The 22,342-nt window shown below is 68.7% G+C and carries 12 protein-coding genes; 8 read left to right on the forward strand and 4 right to left on the reverse strand.

Annotated elements, in window-relative coordinates; translation table 11 throughout:
* Positions 1-22 precede the first annotated feature (22 nt).
* Complete coding sequence (gene dnaJ, locus AC5Y43_RS16930; RefSeq protein WP_499974282.1) at positions 23-1,204, forward strand: molecular chaperone DnaJ; 1,182 nt, start codon at positions 23-25, stop codon at positions 1,202-1,204.
* Positions 1,204-1,611 carry a heat shock protein transcriptional repressor HspR gene (locus AC5Y43_RS16935; protein ID WP_499974285.1) on the forward strand — a complete coding sequence of 136 codons (408 nt, stop codon included), beginning with the start codon at positions 1,204-1,206 and terminating at the stop codon, positions 1,609-1,611. The genes dnaJ and AC5Y43_RS16935 overlap by 1 nt, the downstream gene beginning before the upstream one ends.
* An 8-nt stretch (positions 1,612-1,619) precedes the next feature.
* On the opposite strand, the gene AC5Y43_RS16940 is transcribed toward AC5Y43_RS16935, so the two are convergent.
* From AC5Y43_RS16940 to AC5Y43_RS16950, 3 genes are all read right to left on the reverse strand, one after another.
* Positions 1,620-12,005, reverse strand: a complete 10,386-nt coding sequence (locus AC5Y43_RS16940) for a PPE domain-containing protein (RefSeq protein WP_499974286.1) — start codon at positions 12,003-12,005, stop codon at positions 1,620-1,622.
* Positions 12,006-12,129: 124 nt separating this feature from the next.
* Entirely contained in the window at positions 12,130-13,029 is a 900-nt protein-coding gene (locus AC5Y43_RS16945; RefSeq protein ID WP_499974287.1) for an aldose 1-epimerase, read from the reverse strand.
* A gap of 13 nt (positions 13,030-13,042) precedes the next feature.
* Positions 13,043-14,206, reverse strand: a complete 1,164-nt coding sequence (locus AC5Y43_RS16950; RefSeq protein ID WP_499974289.1) for an FAD-binding oxidoreductase — start codon at positions 14,204-14,206, stop codon at positions 13,043-13,045.
* 212 nt (positions 14,207-14,418) lie between these two features.
* Between AC5Y43_RS16950 and AC5Y43_RS16955 the strand changes: the two genes are divergently transcribed.
* The 6 genes from AC5Y43_RS16955 (at position 14,419) to AC5Y43_RS16980 (ending at position 21,331) form a co-directional block, all read left to right on the forward strand.
* Complete coding sequence (locus AC5Y43_RS16955) at positions 14,419-15,597, forward strand: PE family protein (protein ID WP_499974292.1); 1,179 nt, start codon at positions 14,419-14,421, stop codon at positions 15,595-15,597.
* Between the two features lie 120 nt (positions 15,598-15,717).
* On the forward strand, positions 15,718-18,276 hold the full coding sequence (clpB, locus tag AC5Y43_RS16960) for an ATP-dependent chaperone ClpB (RefSeq protein ID WP_499974294.1): 2,559 nt from the start codon (positions 15,718-15,720) through the stop codon (positions 18,274-18,276).
* Positions 18,277-18,367: 91 nt separating this feature from the next.
* Positions 18,368-19,228, forward strand: a complete 861-nt coding sequence (gene ttfA / locus AC5Y43_RS16965) for a trehalose monomycolate transport factor TtfA (protein WP_499974296.1) — start codon at positions 18,368-18,370, stop codon at positions 19,226-19,228.
* Positions 19,228-19,776, forward strand: coding sequence for an orotate phosphoribosyltransferase (pyrE, locus tag AC5Y43_RS16970; protein ID WP_499974298.1), 549 nt, complete (start codon positions 19,228-19,230; stop codon positions 19,774-19,776). Before ttfA ends, pyrE begins: the two co-directional genes overlap by 1 nt.
* 14 nt (positions 19,777-19,790) lie before the next feature.
* Positions 19,791-20,690 carry a hypothetical protein gene (locus tag AC5Y43_RS16975; protein WP_499974299.1) on the forward strand — a complete coding sequence of 300 codons (900 nt, stop codon included), beginning with the start codon at positions 19,791-19,793 and terminating at the stop codon, positions 20,688-20,690.
* Positions 20,687-21,331 carry a TrmH family RNA methyltransferase gene (locus tag AC5Y43_RS16980; RefSeq protein WP_499974300.1) on the forward strand — a complete coding sequence of 215 codons (645 nt, stop codon included), beginning with the start codon at positions 20,687-20,689 and terminating at the stop codon, positions 21,329-21,331. The genes AC5Y43_RS16975 and AC5Y43_RS16980 overlap by 4 nt, the downstream gene beginning before the upstream one ends.
* A gap of 5 nt (positions 21,332-21,336) precedes the next feature.
* On the opposite strand, the gene AC5Y43_RS16985 is transcribed toward AC5Y43_RS16980, so the two are convergent.
* Complete coding sequence (locus AC5Y43_RS16985) at positions 21,337-22,320, reverse strand: LysR family transcriptional regulator (protein ID WP_499974302.1); 984 nt, start codon at positions 22,318-22,320, stop codon at positions 21,337-21,339.
* Positions 22,321-22,342: the final 22 nt, after the last annotated feature.

Below are 22,342 nucleotides of genomic sequence, written 5' to 3' on the forward strand. Positions count from 1 at the left end.
AAGCGAGAGGGGGTGACGCGACATGGCCCAGCGTGAATGGGTCGAAAAGGACTTCTACAAGGAGCTGGGCGTCTCCTCTGACGCCAGCCCCGAAGAGATCAAGCGCGCCTACCGCAAGCTGGCGCGCGACCTGCACCCGGATGCGAACCCCGACAACCCGGCCGCCGGCGAACGCTTCAAGACGGTCTCGGAGGCGCACAACGTGCTGTCGGATCCGGCCAAGCGCAAAGAGTACGACGAAACCCGCCGCCTGTTCGCCGGCGGCGGGTTCGGCGGTCGCCGGTTCGACGGCGGCGGTGGGGGTTTCAGCTTCAACGTCGGTGGGGACGGCGCCGACTTCAACCTGAGCGACCTGTTCGACGCCGCCGGCCGCAGCGGCGGCAGCAACATCGGCGACCTGTTCGGCGGGCTGTTCGGGCGCGGCGCCAGTCCCCGCCCCAGCCGCCCGCGCCGCGGCAACGACCTGGAGACCGAGACCGAGCTGGACTTCGTCGAGGCGGCCAATGGCGTCGCGATGCCGCTGCGGCTGACCAGCCCGGCGCCGTGCACGAATTGCCATGGCAGCGGCGCGCGCCCGGGCACCAGCCCGAAGGTGTGCCCCAGCTGCAACGGCTCCGGCGTGATCAACCGCAACCAGGGTGCGTTCGGTTTCTCCGAGCCCTGCACCGACTGCCGGGGCAGCGGCTCGATCATCGAGCACCCCTGCGACGAGTGCAAGGGCACCGGCGTGACCACCCGCACCCGCACCATCAACGTGCGGATCCCGCCCGGTGTCGAGGACGGCCAGCGCATCCGGCTGCCGGGGCAGGGCGAGGCCGGGTTGCGCGGCGCGCCGTCGGGTGACCTGTACGTGACGGTGCACGTGCGGCCGGACAAGGTTTTCGGCCGTGACGGCGACGACCTGACGGTGACCGTGCCGGTCAGCTTCACCGAATTGGCTTTGGGCTCAACGCTTTCGGTCCCCACGCTGGACGGCAAGGTCGGTGTGCGGGTGCCCAAGGGCACCGCCGACGGCCGCATCCTGCGGGTGCGCGGGCGCGGTGTGCCCAAGCGTGGCGGCGGCAGCGGGGATCTGCTCGTCACGGTGAAGGTGGCCGTGCCGCCGAACCTGGAGGGCGGCGCCCAGGAGGCGCTCGAGGCCTATGCGGCGGCCGAACGGTCCAGTGGTTTCAATCCGCGCGCGGGATGGGCAGGTAATCGCTGATGGCCAGGAACCCGAGAAACCGGGCCCACGACGAGGCCCGCACCTTCCTGATTTCGGTGGCCGCCGAGCTGGCCGGCATGCACGCGCAGACCCTGCGCACCTACGACCGCCTCGGGCTGGTCAGCCCGAGGCGCACTTCCGGTGGGGGACGCCGTTATTCGGAACACGACGTCGACCTGCTGCGCGAGGTGCAGCGGCTCTCGCAGGACGAGGGCGTCAACCTGGCGGGCATCAAACGCATCATCGAGCTGACCAACCAGGTCGACGCGCTGCAGCAGCGCGTCAAGGAGCTGACCGAGGAGGTGGCGGTGCTGCGCGCCGGGCAGCGCCGCGACGTGGCGGTGGTGCCCAAGAGCACCGCGCTGGTGGTGTGGCAGCCGCGCAAGCCGTCCCGTGGGCGCGGGTAGGCACGCCGCTACGGCGTGGCGTTGAACAGTCCGGAGAGCTGGCTGCCGTAGTTCGCCAGGCCGGAGACGAAGGCCTGCGTCGCCAGGTTGAGCATGGTCGTGTTGTAGAAGCCCGACATGAAGTTGCCGAAGTTCGCCCAGCCCGACTCCAGCGTCCCGACGTTCTGCAGGCCCGAAATCCCTTGGCCGAGGCTGTTGAACAGCCCGGACTCCTCGGCGAACCTGTTGGCGAAGCCCGACACGGCCCCGCCGGCGTCGTTGAGGAAGCCCGACGCGCCGCCGGACCCGGAGTTGAAGAAGCCCGACGACGGGGTCGTCGTCGTGTTGAAGAACCCGGGGCCCGGCTGCCAGTCGAAGCCGAAGGTGAACGGGCCCAGGGTTCCGTTGCCGGGGAAGTCGATGTTCTGCGTGACCATCATGTCGATCGGGGTCTGCGGGTTGATCTGGCTCGAACCGATCGTGTACGGGCCGACGTTGACGGTGGTGATCGGCACCGTGAACGAGACCGGCAGCACGCACCCGACGAACGGGATGTAGAGCAGGCAGATCGTCGTCTCGAGGCTGATCGGGATCGGGAACTGCGAGATGGTGAACAGGTCCTGGGTGACGGCGTTGATGGTGCCCTGGATCGGGATCTCGATGTCGGACTTGACGTCGTAGTGCCAAGGGATTTCGGGAATGGTGGTGGAGTAGGAGAAGCCGCCCAGACCCTGGTAGTCGCCCCGCCAGAAGAGGCCGTTGCTGTAGCTGCCGGAAATGAAGGCGCCGGTGTCGACGTTGCCGGAGTTCCCGATGCCCGTGTTGGAGTCGCCGGTGTTGAAGTAGCCGGTGTTGTAGTTGCCGGAGTTGAAGTCGCCGGAGTTGTAGTTGCCCGGGTTGAAGCTGCCGGTGTTGACGTTGCCCACGTTGAAGAAGCCCGTGTTGACGTTGCCCGCGTTGCCGATGCCGGTGTTGACCAGTCCGGTGTTGAACAGGCCGGTGTTGGTGCTGCCGGTGTTGCCGATCCCGGTGTTGTAGCTGCCGGCGTTGCCGATGCCCCAGTTTGCGTTGCCGGAGTTGAAGAATCCGATGTTGTCGGTGCCCGAGTTGAACAACCCGATGTTGCCGCTGCCGGAGTTCCAGCCGCCGAACCCGGTCAGGGTGTCACCGGACAGGCCGATGCCGATGTTGCCGTTGCCGGTGTTGCCGAAGCCGATGTTGCCGTTGCCGGTGTTGCCGAAGCCGACGTTGAAGCTGCCGGTGTTGCCGAATCCGAGGTTCTGCAGGGCCGCCGTCAGGCCCGGGCCGACGTTCCCGAAGCCGATGTTGCCGCTGCCGAAGTTGCCGAACCCGATGTTGTTGCCGCCGACGTTGCCGCCGCCGACGTTGTAGTCGCCGAGGTTGCCGGCGCCCAGGTTGAAGCTGCCGAGGTTGCCGCCGCCCAGGTTGAAGCTGCCGAAGTTGGCGCCGCCGAGGTTGTAGAACCCGTGGTCGGCCAGGCCCACGTTGAAGCTCGTCGTCTGGTTGACGCCGTCCTGGAACCAGCCGGCCAGGTTGGTGCCGACGTTGTCGAAGCCGGAGATGTTGGCCGGCGTCCCGGTGCCGGTGTTGAACAGCCCGGAGATGGTGTTGCCGAGGTTGGCCAGCCCGGATTGCAGCGAACCGTAGTTCTGGAAGCCCGAATTTCCAAGGGCCCCAAGGGCGTAGTTGAGGAACCCGGAGTTGTAGGGGCCGAAGTTGCCGAAGCCCGACGACGGCCCGGCGCCCCAGTTGAGCAAACCCGACGACGGGTTGAGCGTGGTGTTGAACAGCCCCGGCATCGCCGGCACGTTGACGAGCGGGACGATCACCGGCCCGAAGCCGCCGGTGCCGACGATGTGGATGACCGTCGAGCCGTCGGGGGCGCCGATGTTGATGTTGATCGCGGGCTGGGCGCCGAAGTCGATGACGATGGGCGTGCTCGACGGGGCGTTGGCGTCGCCGCCGTGGATGGTGATCGGGCCGATGGGGGCGAAGACGGTGCCCTTGACGATCGCCAGGTCGACCGTCCCGCTCGCGGGGATCGCCGGGATGGTGAGCGCGGGGATGTTGACGTCGGTGATCGTGCCCCTGACGGGGATGTTGATCGGGATGTCGACGTTGAGGAAGGCCGGGATCTCCTTGACCGTGATCGTGTAGTTGGCCGACAGCAGGCCGCGGCTGTCGGCGCGCCAGAAGTAGCCGTTGTCCATGCTGCCCGTGTTGAAGGCGCCGGTGTCGAGGTTGCCGGCGTTGGCCATGCCGGTGTTGTAGTCGCCGGTGTTGTAGCTGCCGGTGTTGTAGTTGCCGGGGTTGGCGGCGCCGGTGTTGAAGTTGCCGATGTTGAACAGCCCCGTGTTGTAGTTGCCCGGGTTGGCGACGCCGGCGTTGAAGGTGCCGGTGTTGAAGAGGCCCGTGTTGAACGTGCCCGAGTTGCCGATGCCGGTGTTGTGGCTGCCCGAGTTCCCGATGCCCCAGTTGCCGGTGCCGGAGTTGCCGATGCCGACGTTGCCGGTGCCCGAGTTGAACAGGCCGACGTTGAAGCTGCCCGAGTTCGTGCCGCCGATGCCCACCTGGTTGACGCCGGACAGCCCGATGCCCATGCCGCCGGTGCCCATGTTGCCGATCCCGACGTTGCCGGTGCCGGAGTTGAACAGCCCGATGTTGCCGGTGCCGGAGTTGAACAGCCCGGTGTTCGAGACCCCCGAGTTGAAGAAGCCGGTGTTGGCCAGCCCCGAGTTCAGCGAGCCGAACCCGACCAGTCCGTCGCCGGTGAGCCCGATGCCCACGTTGCCCGAGCCGGAGTTGAACACGCCGATGTTGTTGTTGCCGGTGTTGGCCAGTCCCTGGTTGAAATTGCCCGCGTTGGCCAGCCCGACGTTGTGGTCGCCCACGTTGAACAGGCCCATGTTGGCGATGCCGGTGTTCAGCGGGCCCAGCCCGATCTGGTTGTTGCCGCTCAGCCCGATCCCGATGTTTCCGTTGCCGGTGTTGCCGAAGCCGAAGTTGCCGTCGCCGGTGTTGCCGAAGCCGACGTTGTGCGAGCCGGTGTTGCCGATGCCGATGTTGTGCAGCGCGGCCGTCAGCCCGGCACCGGCGTTCCCGAACCCGAAGTTGGAGCTGCCGATGTTGCCGCTGCCGATGTTGAAGCTGCCGACGTTGCCGAATCCGAAGTTGGAGCTGCCCAGGTTGCCGCTGCCGAGGTTGAGATCGCCGATGTTGCCGAAGCCCAGGTTCAGCTGCCCGAGGTCGGCCAGGCCGACGTTGAAGACCGTCCCGTTGCTGCCGGCGAACGCGCCGGCCAGGTCGGTGCCGGCGTTGTGCAGGCCCGAAATGTGCGCCGGCGTGGCCAGATTGGCCGTGCTGGTGTTGAAGAAGCCCGACACGGTGTTGCCCAGGTTCGCCCAGCCCGATTGCAGCGAGCCGAAATTCTGCATGCCCGAGCTGCCGAGCGCGGTCAGGGTGCTGTTCCACAACCCCGAGTTGTTGCCGCCGAGGTTGCCGAAGCCCGACGCGGTGCCGGTGCCGGAGTTGAAGAATCCCGACGACGGGGTGGTGGTCGAGTTGCCGAAGCCGGGGGCGGCGGGGATGTCGAAGAGCGGGATGTTGATGGCGCCGGCGCCGCTGCGGATGGAGATCGGGATCGAGGTGGTCGGCCCGCCGATGGTGACGTCCACGATCGGCAGCGTGCCGGTGATGGTCGGGACCGTGATGGGCCCGAGGCTGAAGTTGGTGATGGACAACGCGTTCAGCGTGAGGGCCGGGATGGTGAAGCCGCTGAGCCCGAGGGTCCCCAGGTTGAAGTGGATGGGGATGTTGATCGGGATGTTGATGTCGTAGGTCAGGACCGGGAACTGCGGGATGTCGATCTCGGCGTGGGCGCCCCACAGGCCCTGGTAGTCGCCGCGCCACAACATGCCGTTGTCGTAGTTGCCCGCGATGAACGCGCCGGTGTCGACGTTGCCGGAGTTGCCCACGCCGGTGTTGTAGTTGCCGGAGTTGAACTCGCCGGTGTTGTAGTTGCCCGTGTTGAAGTCGCCGGTGTTGACCTCGCCCGTGTTGAAGCTGCCGGTGTTGTAGTCGCCCGGGTTGCCGACGCCCGTGTTGGTGCTGCCGGTGTTGTAGGCGCCGGTGTTGTAGGTGCCGACGTTGCCGACGCCGGTGTTGCCGGTGCCGGGGTTGGCCATCCCCCAGTTGCCGGTGCCGGCGTTGGCGATGCCGGTGTTGGCGACACCCGAGTTGAACAGGCCGGAGTTGCCGGTGCCGGAGTTGCCGATCCCGACGTTGCCGGTGCCCGAGTTGAAGAAGCCGACGTTGTCGGTGCCGGAGTTGAACAGGCCGGTGTTTCCGGCACCGGAATTCCACGCGCCGAAACCGATTTGGCCGTTGCCGGACAGGCCGATGCCGATGTTGTTGCTGCCGGTGTTGCCGAATCCGATGTTGTTGACGCCGGCGTTGCCGAAGCCGTGGTTGTAGTCGCCCAGGTTGCCGAAGCCGACGTTGTAGTTGCCCAGGTTGCCCCAGCCGCTGTTGGCGTTGCCGAGGTTGCCGAAGCCGGCGTTGCCCAGCCCGAGGTTGCCGCTGCCGAAGTTGGAGCTGCCGAGGTTGCCGTCGCCCACGTTGGCGTTGCCGAGGTTGCCGAAGCCGAAGTTGGCGTTGCCGGTGTTGCCGCCCCCGACGTTGCCGAGTCCGATGTTCGCGAAGCCCGCGTTGACGATCGGGTTGTTGTTGAACAGCCCCGAGATGTTGGAGCCGATGTTCTCCAGGCCCGAGATGTTGGCGGGCATCGACAGCCCCAGCGCGCTGGTGTTGAAGAAACCCGACACGCTGTTGCCGAAGTTGGACAGGCCCGACACCAGCTCGCCGAAGTTCTCGTAGCCCGACAGCCCCGACATGCCCGAACCCAGGTTGAAGAACCCGGAGAGGTTCCCGCCGACGTTCCCGAAGCCCGACCCGCTGCCGGGGCCGGAGTTGAAGAACCCCGACGACGGGCTGGTGGTCGTGTTCCAAAAGCCCGGCCCGCCAGGGGTGTTCAGCAGCGGGATGGTGATCGGCAGCAGCCCGCCGTCGCCGATGATGTGGATCAGCGGTCCGGGGCCGGTGCCGATGTTGCCGCCGATGGCGGGCAGCGCGATCGAGATGCTGGGGATGTTGATCGGGCTGACCGTGACCGCGGTGAAACCGAAGCCGACGATCTGCAGGTCGACGGTGAGCGACGGGATCCGGAACCCCTGGATGTTGACGACACCCAGCCTGCCGGTGACCGGGATGTCAAGGGAGATGGGCACATCCACGTGTACCGGGATGGCGGTGTCGGGAATGATGCTGCTGGAGTTCGCGCTCCAGAGCCCCTGGTAGTCGCCCCGCCACAAAAACCCGTTGCTGAAGTTGCCGCCGATGAAAGCGCCGGTGTCGACGTTGCCCGAGTTGGCCAGGCCGGTGTCGAAGTTGCCGGTGTTCAGGTAGCCGGTGTTGTAGGCGCCCGCGTTGAGGTCGCCGGTGTTGAAGCTGCCGGTGTTGAAGCTGCCGGAGTTGTAGCTGCCGGCGTTGCCGACGCCGGTGTTGAGGTTGCCGGAGTTGAACATTCCGGTGTTGACGGAACCGGAGTTGAACAGGCCGGTGTTGGTAATGCCGGTGTTGCCGATGCCCCAGTTGCCGGAGCCCGAGTTCCCGATCCCGGTGTTGGACGTGCCCGAGTTGAACAGGCCGCTGTTGCCGCTGCCCGAGTTGAACAGGCCGCTGTTGTCGGTGCCCGAGTTCCAGCCGCCGAACCCCTGCTGGCGGTCGCCGGTGAGCCCGATGCCCGCGTCGTAGTCGCCGGTATTGGCCAGGCCGCGGTTGAAGTTTCCCGTGTTGGCGAAGCCCTGGTTGGAGTCGCCTGCGTTGGCGAAGCCGACGTTGAAGCTGCCCAGGTTGCCCGCGCCGATGTTGTAGCTGCCCAGGTTTCCGGGACCGAGGTTGTAGCTGCCGGTGTTGCCGGAACCGGCGTTGAACATGCCGTGGTTGCCGCTGCCCAGGTTGTAGCTGCCGACGTTGCCGAAGCCGATGTTGTTGTCCCCGACGTTGCCGAAGCCGATGTTGTTGTGGCCGACGTTGCCCAGGCCGATGTTGAACGTCGACGTCGACGTCCCCGGCAGCTGGCTGTAGAACGCGCCCGCCAGGTTGCTGCCCACGTTGTAGACGCCCGAGAGATTGGCGGGTGTCCCGATGCCCGTGTTGAACAGGCCCGACACCGTGTTGCCCAGGTTCGCCAGCCCGGATTGCAGCGCGCCGTAGTTGACGAAGCCCGACAGCCCGGAACCGGTGTTGGCGAAGCCCGACAGGTTGGCCCCGATGTTGGAGATGCCCGACAGGCTCCCGGTGCCGCCGTTGAAGAACCCCGACGACGGGTTGGCGGTGGTGTTGAAAAAGCCGGTGCCGCTGGGGATGTTGAACAGCGTCCAGTCGACCGGGCCGATGGTGAACGTGGCGGGGATCGAGACCAGCGTGGTGCCGCCGGGGTCGCCGATGTTGAACGTGACCGCGGGCCCGGTCGCCGTGATCGGCGGCAGCGTAAGCGAATTCACCGTGCCCGTGAAGAGCGGCAGCCCGATGTTGATCGTCAGCCCGAACGGGATCTGCTGCAGGGTGATGCCGCTGTAGAGGGTGCTGGTGAAGCCGGCGGTGATGGGAATGTTGATGGGGGCCGTCACCGTGGCGTGCCCGGGAATCTGGGGCACGTGGATCACGTAGGTGGCGCCCCCGAGGCCCTGCTCATCGCCGCGCCAGAAGAACCCGTTGGCCATGTTGCCGGTCATGAAGGCGCCGGTGTCGATGTTGCCCTGAGTGGCGAAGCCGGTGCTCAGGTTGCCGGTGTTGTAGGCGCCGGTGTCGTAGTTGCCCTGGTTGGCGATGCCGGTGTTGGTGTTGCCGGCGTTGAACATCCCGGTGTTGTAGGAGCCGACGTTGGCGATGCCGGTGTTGACGGAGCCGGCGTTGAACAGGCCGGTGTTGACGTTGCCGGCGTTGCCGGCGCCGGTGTTGAAGCTGCCCGAGTTGCCGATACCGACGTTGTCGCTGCCCGAGTTGCCGATGCCGATGTTGTTGGTGCCGGAGTTGAAGAAGCCGATATTGCCGCTGCCGGAATTGAATCCGCCGAAGCCGCGCTGGTTGTCGCCCGTGAGTCCGATGCCGATGTTGTTGTTGCCGGTGTTGCCGAAGCCGATGTTGCCGTCGCCGGTGTTGCCGAAGCCGAAGTTGTGCGAGCCGGTGTTGCCGAGGCCGATGTCGTGCAGCGCGGCCGTCAGTCCCGGGCCGGCGTTACCGAAGCCGAAGTTGAAGCTGCCGATGTTGCCGCTGCCGATGTTGAGGCCGCCGATGTTGCCGCTGCCGAAGTTGGAGCTGCCGATGTTGCCGCTGCCGACGTTGAAGTCGCCGATGTTGCCGCTGCCGAGGTTGAGGTGGCCGACGTTGGCCAGGCCCGCGTTGAAGACGGTGCCGGCGTTGCCGCTGAATGCGCCCGACAGGCCGGTGCCGATGTTGTACAGCCCCGAGACGTCGGCCACCGTCGACAGGTTGGCCGTGCTGGTGTTGAAAAAGCCCGACACGCTGTTGCCCAGGTTCGCCCAGCCCGACTCCAGCGAGCCGAAATTCTGGAAGCCCGAGTTCCCAATTGCGTTGGCCAGCCCACTGTTCCACATTCCCGACATGCCGGCGCCGAAGTTCCCGAACCCCGACGTGCCGCCGGGTCCGGAGTTGAAGAAACCCGAGGACGGGCTGGTGGTCGAGTTCCCCAGGCCGGGCGCCGCGGGAATGTTGAGGAAGGTGATGGTGCGGCTCTCCAGCGCGCCGACGATGTCGAGGGGGATGCTGACGTTCGGGCCGCCGATGGCCAGCGTCACCGTGGGAACGGTGAGGTAAGAGGCGGTGAGGTTGATGGGGCCGACGTAGAACAGTCCGCCCAGGTAGTAGGTCCGCGGGAATACCGTCTGGGGCTGGGTGACCGGAATGGTCATGCCGCCCAAGGTCATTACCTCGTTCACCGGGTAGTCCATGTGCACGTCGATCGGGACGTACGGGGTGGTGTAGGACAGGTCGATCGCGACCTGGCCCTCGTTGTTGCCCGAGACGAAGAAGCCGTTGTTGAAGCTGCCCGAATCGAACGCGCCGGTGTTGACGTCGCCGGTGTTGAAGAAGCCGGTGTTGATGTTGCCGGGGTTGTAATCGCCGGTGTTGGTGTTGCCGACGTTGAAGCTGCCGGTGTTGGTGTTGCCGACGTTGAAGCCGCCGGTGTTGTAGCTGCCCGGGTTGGCCCAGCCGGTGTTGAAGTTTCCGACGTTGAGCAGCCCGGTGTTGTAGGTGCCCGCGTTGCCGAGGCCGGTGTTGCCGGTGCCCGGGTTGCCCCCGCCCCAGTTGCCGATGCCGGCGTTTCCGATTCCGACGTTGCCGGTGCCCGAGTTGAACAGCCCGATGTTGTTGGTGCCCGAGTTGAACAGCCCGGTGTTGCCGACGCCGGAATTCAGTGCGCCGAAACCGATCTGGCCGTTTCCGGACAGGCCGATGCCGATGTTTCCGCTGCCGCTGTTGGCGAAGCCTATGTTGTTGCCGCCGGCGTTGGCGAACCCGCGGTTGTAGCTGCCGGCGTTGGCGAAGCCGACGTTGTAGCTGCCGAGGTTTGAAAAACCGAAGTTGAAGGAGCCGATGTTGGCGCTGCCGGTGTTCTGGCTGCCGATGTTGCCGCTGCCGAAGATGTTGCCGCTGCCCAGGTTTCCACTGGCGAAGATGTTGTCGCTGCCGACGTTGGCGCTGCCGAAGATGTTGTGGCTGCCGAGGTTTCCGCTACCCAGGATGTTGTAGCTGCCGACGTTGGCGTTGGCGAGGATGTTGCCGACACCGTCGTTGGCGAGGCCGAGGTTGAACGTCGTCGGGCCCTGGAAGAAGCCCGACAGGTTGGTCCCGGTGTTGAACACGCCCGAGACGAAGCCCGCGGTCCCCACCCCCGCCAGGCTCGTGTTGAGGACGCCCGACACGGTGTTGCCCGAGTTGATCAGGCCCGACTCCAGCACGCCGGTGTTGCCGAAACCCGAGTTCCCGATCACGCCCAGGGAGGTGTTGAAGAAGCCGGAGTTGTTGGCGCCGAAGTTGAAGACGCCCGACGCGGCGCCGGTTCCGCTGTTGAAGAAGCCCGACGACGGGATGGTGGTCGTGTTGCCGTAGCCGGGACCCTGCCCGAAGAACTGGCCCTGATTGTCGCCCCGCCACAAGAACCCGTTGCTGTAGTTGCCCGAGATGAGGACGCCGGTGTCGACGTTGCCCGAGTTGCCGATGCCGGTGTTGTAGTTGCCGCTGTTGAAGTAGCCGGTGTTGTACTTGCCCAGGTTGAAGTCGCCGGTGTTGCTGTTGCCCGGGTTGAAGCTACCGGTGTTGTAGTTGCCGGAGTTGGCGATGCCCGTGTTGGCGATGCCGGTGTTGAACAGGCCCGTGTTGGCCTCGCCCGAGTTGCCGATGCCGGTGTTGTAGCTGTTGCCCGAGTTGCCGATGCCCCAGTTGCCGGTTCCCGAGTTGCCGATGCCGACGTTGCCGGTGCCGGAGTTGAACAGCCCGACGTTGCCGGTGCCCGAGTTCCAGCCGCCGAAACCGGACAGTCCGGTGCCGTTGAGCCCGATGCCGTGGTTGCCGTTGCCGGTGTTGCCGAAGCCGACGTTGTTGTTGCCGGTGTTGCCGATGCCGATGTTGCCGCTGCCGGTGTTGCCGAACCCGATGTTGTTCAGCCCCGCGGTCAACGCCCCCGGACCGGAATTGCCGAAGCCGATGTTGAAGTTGCCGAGGTTGCCCAGCCCGATGTTGCCCACGCCCCGGTTGCCCAGGGTGTCGGCGGTCCGCTGCAGGCCGGCCAGCGCCTGCAGCGGCTGGTCGAACGGCGTCAGCGCCGACACCGCTGCCGAAGCCCCGGCGTGATAGCCGAACATCGCGGCCACGTCCTGGGCCCACATCTGCTCGTACTCCGCCTCGGCCGCCGCGATCGCGGGGGCGTTTTGCCCGAGCAGGTTCGAGAGCGCCAGCCACACCAGCCGGGTGCGGTTGGCCGCGATGACCGCCGGGCTGACGGTGGCCGCCTGCGCCGCTTCGAACGCGGCGGCGGCCAGCCGGGCCTGCGCGGCCGTCTCCTCGGCGCCGTCCGCCGCCGCCTGCAGCCAGCCCAGGTAGGGCGCGGCGGCGGCCGCCATCGCCTTGGACGACGCGCCCTGCCACGCCGAACCGGCCACGCCCCAGGTCAACGCCGAAAACGAGGTCGCGGCCGAACTCAGCTCGGCGGCCAGCGCGTCCCACGCGACCGCGGCCGACAGCATCGGTTCCGAACCCGCGCCGACGAATATCTGCCACGAATTGAGCTCCGGCGGTAAGACAACGAAACTCATCACGCGTCCCAACTGGACCCAGGCGACCGCCGCAGTGGCGGCCCCGTCCCTCCTGGCGGGCAGCCAGATGCACCACCTTAAAACGTGGTCAGGCCGTCACACGCCGGATCGGCGCGATTCGTGATCAGACCCGGATGGAGAACGCCGCGACCGCCGGCTCCCCGGGGCGCGCGCACCGGTAGCCGCCGCGGCGCAGCGCGTCGGTCGGGGCGGTCATCGGCTCGAAGCAGACCACGCTGTCTTCGTGCGGTGCGAAGATCTGCGCCGCGGGGTACCCCCGCTCGAAGCGCACCTCCATGCGCCTGCTTTTTTCGCCGCCACCGGACACCGCGAACACCGCGCCATCGGCCACCTGGTCGTAGGCGTCGTCAAAGGCGTTGTCGCCCAACGCTTCCTCGCGCGCCGGCCATGGTTCCGATTCGCCGGTGGGCAACCCTCGCTCGTCGAGGCGCAGATGGCGCAGCGCCGGCGTCTCGAGGACCCACTCGGCGCGGGGCGTGTCCGGCAGGTGCAGGTAGGGATGGAACCCGAAGCACAGCGGGACCGCCGTGTCGCCGGTCGCGGTGACGGTGGTGCGCACCGTCAGGGCCCGGTCGGCCAGCCGCACGGCCACCGTCAGCACGTGCCGGTACGGGAACGCCGCCAGCAGCGTGGGGTCGGCGGCGAAATCGAGCTCGGCGGTCAGCTCGTTGTCGGTCTCCGTGGCGACCCGCCACCCGGGGTAGGCGGCCAGGGTGCCGTGGATGGGCAGCCCGTTGGGGTCGGCGCGCACCCGGTTGTCGCCCGGGGTCAGGGACACCGTCACGCCCTGCGCGGTATAGGTGTTGGCGCCCAACCGGTTTGCCCACGGGTACAGGATCGGCATTCCCATCGTCTTGGCCGCCGACAGGTAGGCTTCCAGGCCGCGCCGCTGCCCGAGCAGCTCGGTGCCGGCGTCGGTCAGGGAGGTGCCGACCATGCCCGCCCCGGGCACGAACTGCGCCGCCACCGGTGCCGCCGGGTCGCGCAGGGTGACCACGCGCATGCCTGCCTCCTGATTAGCTCGATAGCGGGTCGTGCTGAATGCGCTCGGGCGGGGCCCCTTTGGCGATCAGGGCGGCCCTGGTCGCGCGGACCATGTCCGGGCCGCCGCAGATCAGGATCTGCCGGTCGCCCCAGCCGCCGTATTTGGTCACCACATCGGGCAGTCGGCCGGTCTGGCACACGTGCAGCCCCCGTGGGGGCGTCGCGTCGGGATAGTCGGCGGCCCACGACGGGTCGCGGCCGTACTCGGCCACCGGCGACACCGACAGCCACGGGTTGTGCTGGGCGACCTGCCACAGGGTGGGCAGGTCGTAGAGCTCGCAGCGGTAGCGGGCGCCGAAGAACAGGTGCACCCGCGGGTTCACCGCGTAGCGGCAAAGGTCCATGATCAGCGCCCGCAGCGGCGCCAGGCCGGTGCTGCCGGCGACCATCAGCACGTCCCCGCCGTCGCGGTCGACCCGCAGGCCGCCGTGCGGGCTGGACAGCCGCCACCGGTCGCCGGGGCGGGTTTCGTCGACGATCGCGGTGCTGACCAGGCCGCCCGGCACCTGGCGGACGTGGAACTCGACGCCGGCCGGGTCGGCCGGGATCGCGGGGGACAGATAGCGCCAGCGGCGCGGGCACTGCGGCACCTGCACGTTGACGTACTGGCCCGGGTGGTAGGGCATCGGCCGGTCCGGCCGCAACCGCACCACCGCGAGGTCGCGCGAAACCCGCATGTGCTCGATGACCGTGCCGTCCCACCAGGCGGGGCCCTCCTCGGCGTCGGCCGCCCCGCTCATCACCCCGGTGATCAGGTTGAGCGACTGGCCGGCCGCGGCGTCGACGGCGGCCGTCCACCCGTCGCCGACGTGCGCGCGCAAGGCCGCGTACAGCGCGCGGTGCAGCGTGTCGTAGTGGCCCGCCTGGACCCCGTATTTGCGGTGATCCCGGCCGAGCTGGGCGAGGAAGGCCACCGGCTCTGCGGCGCGCTGCGCCACCAGCTGCTCGTACACCCAGTGCAGGGCGTGCGCGAAAGCGGCCCGCTGGCCGTCCATTTCGGGGGGAAACAGGTCGCGCACCGTGACGTCGAGGGCAAACCAATCGGTATAGAAGCGGTGGACCAGCGGCGCCCCCGGCCCGTCCGGCCGGAAGGCGTCGCGCAGCACCCGCAACGCGTCCCGGTCCTCGAGGCTCACGGGCCCCGATTCTAGGCTCGCGCCGGAAGACGGCCCCCGCTCCACAAACCCCATCAGCCCCGAGCGTCACGCCAGCCCCGCCGGGCGGGGAGGTGGGCCCAGGTAATCGTCCTGAAACGGTTATGCCAAACGTTGACTTTTGCCTATCATCCCCGTATCGCCCGTTTTCAGTACCAAATGACTTTTGTTCACGCTAAATGCGGAGGTATGGAATGTCGTATGTGGTCGCGGCGCCCGAATTCGTTGTGGCGGCAGCCTCGGATTTGGCGAATCTCGGCTCCACGATCAGCGCGGCAAACTCCGCCGCGGCGTCATCCATAGCGGGCGTGCTGCCGGCGGCGGCCGACGAGGTGTCGGCGGCCGTCGCGTCGTTCTTCGGGGCGCACGGCCAGGCGTATCAGGCCATCAGCGCCGAGGCCACCGCGTTTCACGACCAATTCGTGCAGCTGATGAGCGGGGGCGCGGCCTCCTACGCCAGCGCCGAGAACGTCAATGTGCAACAGGTCCTGCTGAGTGGGCTCGGCAGCTTCGAACAGAATCTGCTGAACGTGGTGAATGCGCCCACCATGGCCCTGTTCAACCGCCCGCTGATCGGCAATGGCGCCAACGGCGCGCCGGGACAGAACGGCTCGGCGGGCGGATTTCTGTTCGGCAACGGCGGCAACGGCGGACAAGGCACCGCCACCTCGGCCGGCGGCAACGGGGGCGCGGCCGGCCTCTGGGGCAACGGCGGCAACGGCGGGCCCGGCTTCAACGGCGCGGGCGGCGTGCTGCCCACCGGGGGCGGCAACGGCGGCATGGGCGGCGTGCTGTATGGCGCCGGTGGTAACGGTGGGGCCGGCGGTAACGGCCTGAACGGTGTGAGCGGCGCGATGGGCGGCGTGGGCGGTTCGGGTGTGCTGTTCGGCCACGGCGGCGACGGCGGCAACGGCGGCTACGCCGACGCCGGCGGGGGCAGCGGCGGCAAGGGCGGTGCCGGCGGCCACGGCGGTTACCTGGTCGGCATCGGCGGCGATGGCGGCAACGGCGGCAACACCCAAAGTCAACCCGGTTTGGGCGCGATCGCCGGGGACGGCGGCGACGGCGGGGGCGGCGGCCTGCTGAGCCCCGGCGGCAACGGCGGCGTCGGCGGCCTTGGGTTCGGCAAGGCCGGGAACGGCGGCAACGGCGGCCCGGGTGGCGGCCTCGCCGGAGCCGGGGGCAACGGCGGCGCCGGCGGCTTTTCCACGACGCCGGCTCTGGACGGCCATGGCGGTAACGGCGGCAACGCCCTCGGCTTCATCGGCAACGGCGGCACCGGCGGAACTGCGTTTGGTGCCGGGATTCCCGGCATCGGGGGCACCGCGGGGCTGTTCTACGGCACCAACGGGAAGAACGGGGCGTCCTTCTAACCCCGCGCGGGTACGTGAAAATTCGTCAGGGTTGAGCGGAACAGACTCAACCTTGACGGCGTTGAACAACGCGACAAGCATTTTCTCTTACCCCGTTTCTAACCTCGATGGAGGCACGTCGTGGACTCGTTCAATCCGACAACCAAGACGCAGGCCGCGCTCACGTCGGCCCTGCAGGCCGCCTCGGCAGCCGGCAACCCGGAGATCAGGCCGGCCCATCTGCTGTTGGCGCTGCTGACGCAGAACGACGGGATCGCCGCGCCGCTGCTGGAGGCCGTCGGCGTCGAGCCCGCCACCATCCGCGCCGAAACGCAGCGGATCCTCGACCAACTGCCCCAGGCCAGCGGCGCCAGCTCGCAACCGCAGCTGTCGCGCGAATCGCTGGCCGCCATCACCACCGCCCAGCAGCTGGCCACCGAGATGGACGACGAGTACGTCTCCACCGAGCACCTGATGGTGGGCCTGGCCACCGGCGACTCCGACGTCGCCAAGCTGCTGACCGGCCACGGCGCGTCCCCGCAGGCGCTGCGGGAGGCGTTCGTCAAGGTGCGCGGCAGCGCGCGCGTCACCAGCGCCGACCCGGAGGGCACCTATCAGGCGCTGGAGAAGTACTCCACCGACCTGACCGCCCGCGCAAAAGAGGGCAAGCTCGACCCGGTCATCGGGCGCGACAACGAGATTCGCCGCGTCGTGCAGGTGCTGTCCCGGCGCACCAAGAACAACCCGGTGCTCATCGGCGAGCCCGGTGTCGGCAAGACCGCGATCGTGGAGGGCCTGGCCCAGCGCATCGTGGCCGGCGACGTGCCCGAGAGCCTGCGCGACAAGACCGTCGTCGCCCTGGACCTCGGCTCGATGGTGGCCGGTGCGAAGTATCGCGGCGAGTTCGAGGAGCGGCTCAAGGCCGTGCTCGACGACATCAAGAATTCGGCCGGGCAGATCATCACGTTCATCGACGAGCTGCACACCATCGTCGGGGCCGGCGCGACCGGCGAGGGCGCGATGGACGCCGGCAACATGATCAAGCCGATGCTGGCCCGCGGTGAGCTGCGGCTGGTGGGCGCCACCACGCTCGACGAGTACCGCAAGTACATCGAGAAGGACGCCGCGCTGGAGCGCCGCTTCCAGCAGGTGTTCGTCGGCGAGCCGTCGGTGGAGGACACCGTCGGCATCCTGCGCGGGCTGAAGGACCGCTACGAGGTGCACCACGGCGTGCGCATCACCGACTCCGCGCTGGTCGCCGCGGCCACCTTGAGCGACCGCTACATCACCGCGCGGTTCCTGCCGGACAAGGCCATCGACCTGGTCGACGAGGCCGCCAGCCGGCTGAAGATGGAAATCGACTCGCGGCCCGTCGAGATCGACGAGGTCGAACGGCTGGTGCGCCGCCTCGAGATCGAGGAGATGGCGCTGGCCAAGGAGGAGGACGAGGCGTCCAAGGAGCGGCTGGAGAAGCTGCGCTCCGAGCTGGCCGACAAAAAGGAAGAACTGGCCGAGCTCACCACCCGCTGGCAGAACGAGAAGAACGCGATCGACGTCGTGCGCGAGCTCAAGGAACAGCTCGAGGTGCTGCGCGGCGAGTCCGATCGCGCCGAGCGCGACGGCGACCTGGCCAAGGCCGCCGAGCTGCGCTACGGCCGCATCCCCGAGGTGGAGAAGAAGCTCGACGCCGCAGTGCCTTTGGCCGCCGACGGCGGCGCAGCCCGCGAGAACGTGATGCTCAAGGAGGAGGTCGGCCCCGACGACATCGCCGACGTGGTGTCCGCGTGGACCGGCATTCCGGCCGGCCGGATGCTCGAGGGCGAGACCGCCAAGCTGCTGCGGATGGAGGACGAGCTGGGCAAGCGCGTCATCGGTCAGAAGGAGGCGGTGACGGCGGTGTCCGACGCCGTGCGGCGTGCCCGGGCCGGGGTCGCCGACCCCAACCGGCCGACCGGATCGTTCATGTTCCTCGGCCCGACCGGTGTCGGCAAGACCGAGCTGGCCAAGGCGCTGGCGGAGTTCCTGTTCGACGACGAACGCGCGATGGTCCGCATCGACATGAGCGAATACGGCGAGAAGCACTCGGTGGCCCGGCTGGTCGGCGCCCCGCCCGGCTACATCGGCTACGACCAGGGCGGTCAGCTGACCGAGGCGGTGCGGCGGCGCCCGTACACGGTGATCCTGTTCGACGAGATCGAGAAAGCGCACCCGGACGTGTTCGACGTGCTGTTGCAGGTGCTCGACGAGGGCCGGCTCACCGACGGGCAGGGCCGCACGGTCGACTTCCGCAACACGATCCTGATCCTGACGTCCAACCTGGGATCGGGTGGCACCGAGGAGCAGGTGATGGCCGCCGTGCGGTCGGCGTTCAAGCCGGAGTTCATCAACCGGCTCGACGACGTCATCATCTTCCACGGCCTCGAGCCCGGTGAGCTGGTGGCCATCGTCGACATCCAGTTGGCCCAGCTGCAGAAGCGGCTGGCCCAGCGCCGGCTCACGCTCGAGGTGTCGCTGCCGGCCAAGAAGTGGCTGGCGCAGCGCGGGTTCGACCCCGTGTACGGCGCCCGGCCGCTGCGCCGGTTGGTGCAGCAGGCGATCGGCGACCAGCTGGCCAAGCTGCTGCTCGCCGGCGACGTGCACGACGGCGACACCGTGCCGGTCAACGTCAGCCCGGACGGCGACGCGCTGATCCTCGGCTGAGCCAGATGGTGGCACCCCGTCACGTCCTGTGACGGGGTTGTGACCTGGTCGGTTTCTTCATTCCGGCGCAACAGCAGATACCCTGTGTGGGATGGTCCCCCTTTGGTTCACGCTCTCCGCGCTGTGCTTTGTCGGCGCCGGGGTGCTGCTGTACGTCGACATCGATCGGCGGCGCGGGCGCAGCAGGCGGCGCAGATCGTGGGCGCGGTCGCACGGATTCGACTACGAGCGTGAGTCCACCGACGTCCTCAAGCGCTGGAAGCGCGGCGTGATCTCGACGGTGGGCGACGTCCCCGCCCACAACGTCGTGCTGGGCCAGATCCGCGGCGAGGCGGTCTACATCTTCGACGTCGAGGAAGTCGCGACCGTGATCGCGCTGCACCGCAAGGTGGGCACCAACGTCGTCGTCGACCTGCGCCTCAAGGGGCTCAAAGAGCCACGGGAGAGCGACATTTGGCTGCTGGGCGCGATCGGTCCGCGGATGGTGTACTCGACCAACCTCGACGCGGCGCGCCGGGCCTGCGACCGCCGCATGGTCACCTTCGCGCACACCGCGCCCGACTGCGCCGAGATCATGTGGAACGAGCAGAACTGGACGCTGGTCGCCATGCCGATGTCCAGCACACGCGCCCAGTGGGACGAAGGCCTGCGCACCGTGCGCCAGTTCAACGACCTGTTGCGGGTGTTGCCGCCGGTGCCTCAGGAACCCGCCGCGGAGGCCGGAGCGCCGGCCGCCGTTCGCAGCGCGGCGCCGAGCCGCCCGCTGGCGCCCGCCGGCCGCGTCGAGTTGCCGTCCCGGCGGCCGCAGCAGGACGTGTCCGGTTTGCTCGGCTCCGACGTTCAGGCGCCCCGCCGCAACCCCGAGCCGGTGCGCCGCGATCAGGGCGACGCCGTCCGCCGCCCGCCGCCGACCGGGCGCAACGGCCATCAGGCCACCAAATACCAGCGGTGATGCCGCTCGACGAGCTTGCCCCCCGCGAGGAGCTGGCCGAGCTGGTGCGGCGGCTGTCCGTGGTGCATGGGCGGGTGACGCTGTCGTCGGGCAAGGAGGCCGACTACTACGTCGACCTGCGCCGCGCCACCCTGCACCACCGCGCCTCCGCGTTGATCGGGAGGCTGATGCGCGACCTCACCGGCGACTGGGACTACGCGCTCGTCGGCGGCCTGACCCTGGGCGCCGACCCGGTGGCGACGGCCGTCATGCACGCGCCCGGGCGGCCCATTGACGCGTTCGTCGTGCGCAAATCGGCGAAAACCCATGGGCTGCAACGCCTCATCGAGGGCTGCGAGGTTGCCGGCCGGCGGGCCCTGGTCGTGGAGGACACCAGCACCACCGGCGCCTCGGCGCTGACCGCGGTGCGCGCGGTGCAGGAGGCGGGCGGCGAGGTGGTCGGGGTGGCCACCGTGGTGGACCGCGCCACCGGCGCCGCCGAGGCCATCGAGGCCGAGGGGTTGGCCTACCGCAGCGTGCTCGGTCTGGCCGATCTGGGGCTGGGCTAGAGCCCGTCATAGCCGTGCGGATTTTCGTTGCGCTGGCGGCCTGCGTGGCCCTTTTCCTGACCGGCTGCTCGGGATCGCACGGCGCGGCGGGCCCCTACGGCGCGCAGGGTGCGCGGCTCGGGGAGTCGCTGGCGCTGCTGGGCTGGAACGTCTCGGTGTCGAACCTGCGCTGGGGCGGCGACTACGTGCTGGCCGACATTGACGCGTCGCCGGCGGATCCGCATGGGGGACACGCCAGGCCCGAGGACATTCGGTTCGGGCTCTACGGCGCGCTGGCGCACCCGATGGAGTCGAACGCCCTGGGCAGCTGTGATGAAGCGATGACGTCCGTGCGCGACATCCAGCACCCGCTGACCGCTCCGCCGGACCGGCTCACGGGCACGGTTTGCCTTGGGCCGCTGAAGGATCGAAGCCAGGTCCGCGGCGTGTACGCCTACTCGCCGCGCGACCGGATCCCCAACACCTCGGCGGCGTACCCGGCGGCGTTCCCGGTGGGGCTGCCGCCGACCAACGCCAACGACACCGGCCTGGTGGTCAGGACCGTCAACCTGTCGGCCTGGCGCGCCGACGGCGCGCCGGTGACCAAGGCCCAGCTCGGCGACCCCGCCGCGTTCAACGGCAACGGCTACATGCTCCTGGGCCTGCAGGCCGACGCGGTGGCGGCCCGGTACCGCGACGACTCCGCCGCGCGCGGCGGGCCGATGATGCTGCTCGCGTCGCCGACACAACCCGGCCGCGGGCTGAACCCGGCTTGCGCGGCGTACGGGTCGTCGGTGCTGATCCTGCCCGACGCGTCGCTGGATTCGGTCCACGTCAACGCGTCGCTGTGCACCCAGGGGGAGATCAACGACGCGCTGCTGTATGCGACCGTGGCGGTCGACGGCACCCACGCCGGCGTGTGGACGCAGCGGTGAGCGAACCGGGGCCCACCGAATGGGGGACGACGGCCGGCGGCGTCGGGCCCTGGCCGGGAGAGCCGCCCGGCGACCCGCGGTATGACCCGAACCTGTTGCGCGACGGCGATTCTCGCAACGTCGTCGACGCCTACCGGTATTGGACGCGGGAGGCGATCATCGCCGACATCGACCGGCGCCGCCACCCGCTGCACGTGGCCATCGAGAACTTCGGCCACGACGCCAACATCGGCTCGGTGGTGCGCACCGCCAACGCGTTCGCGGTCGACACCGTGCACATCGTGGGGCGCCGGCGCTGGAATCGTCGCGGCGCCATGGTCACCGACCGCTACCAGCGGCTGTGTCACCACGACAGCACCGCCGAATTGCTCGCCTTCGCGGCGGCCGCCGGCCTGACCGTGATCGCGGTCGACAATGTCCCGGGCGCCGCGCGGCTGGAAGAGACCGCGCTGCCGCGCGAGTGCCTGCTGGTGTTCGGTCAGGAAGGGCCCGGCATCACCGACGACATTCGGTCCGGCGCGGCGCTGACGGTGTCGATCGCCCAGTTCGGTTCGACGCGCAGCATCAACGCCGGCGTCGCCGCCGGGATCGCCATGCACGCCTGGGTCCGCCGGCATGCCGACCTGTCACGGGCCTGGTAACGGCATCAGCTCCACAGCGTGACGTGCACCTTCGGGCGGAACCGCGTCACCCCGACACCGGAGCCGCGGATCATCGCCTGCGTGCATCGCGGCGTGGTGATGAAGCGGACCAGCTCGGACACCGCGGGCTGGCGCGCCGACGGCGCCAGCGTCGACGCACACCACTCGCCCGAGCGGTCCAGCCCCGGGCCGGTCACATGCGCCAGCCGCCCGGCCGCCAGGTCCTTGGCGACGGCGAAACCGATCGTCAGCGCGACACCGCCCACGCGCTGCACCTCTTCGAGCGCGGCGGCGTCGCTCTGAAAGATCCGCTGCTGCGACTCCGGAATCGCCAAGTCGCGCAACATGTTTGCGATCTCGCCGTCACCAAAGACTGGGCCGCCCGCGGCCGGGCCGAGCATCCACTGCTGCTGCCGCAACAGCGCCGGGGCCGGAACCCCCGCGGCCAGTGGGCTGTTCGGCGCCACCACGGCGATGATCTGGTATCTCAGAAACGGCCGCACGAATATCGCGTCGTCGTGGCCGGCCGGGTTCGCCCCGTTGTCGGCGGCCGGTCCGATCGCGATGTCCACCGCACGCGAGGCGATCAGGTCGCGGAACCGGCCCGTGGGATGCACGCTCAGCTCCACCGACAGGTCGTCGGCCCGCGACGAGAACAGCTCGATCAGCCCGGGCGCGGCGTGCTCGGCGAACGCGCTGGACGCCGCGATGCGCAGCAACCGGCGCCCGTGGGCGGCCTCGGTGACCTCGATCGCGGTTTGTTGCTGCAGGCCCAGGATTTCGACCGCGCGGCTGGCCAGCCGCAGCCCGCCGGGCGTGAACGCCAGGCCCGCGCCCGTCCGGGTGAACAGCGGGTCGTCGAGCTCCTTGCGCAGCGCCGCCACGAGCATCGACACCCCGGCGTCGGAAACACCCAGTTCCGCGGCGGCGGCCCGCACCGAACCCAACCGCACCACCGCCGAATAGGCCCGAAGTTGAGCCGGAGTCACGCCATGAGCTTACGTTTAATGC

This window comes from Mycobacterium sp. NGS57, assembly GCF_059812405.1.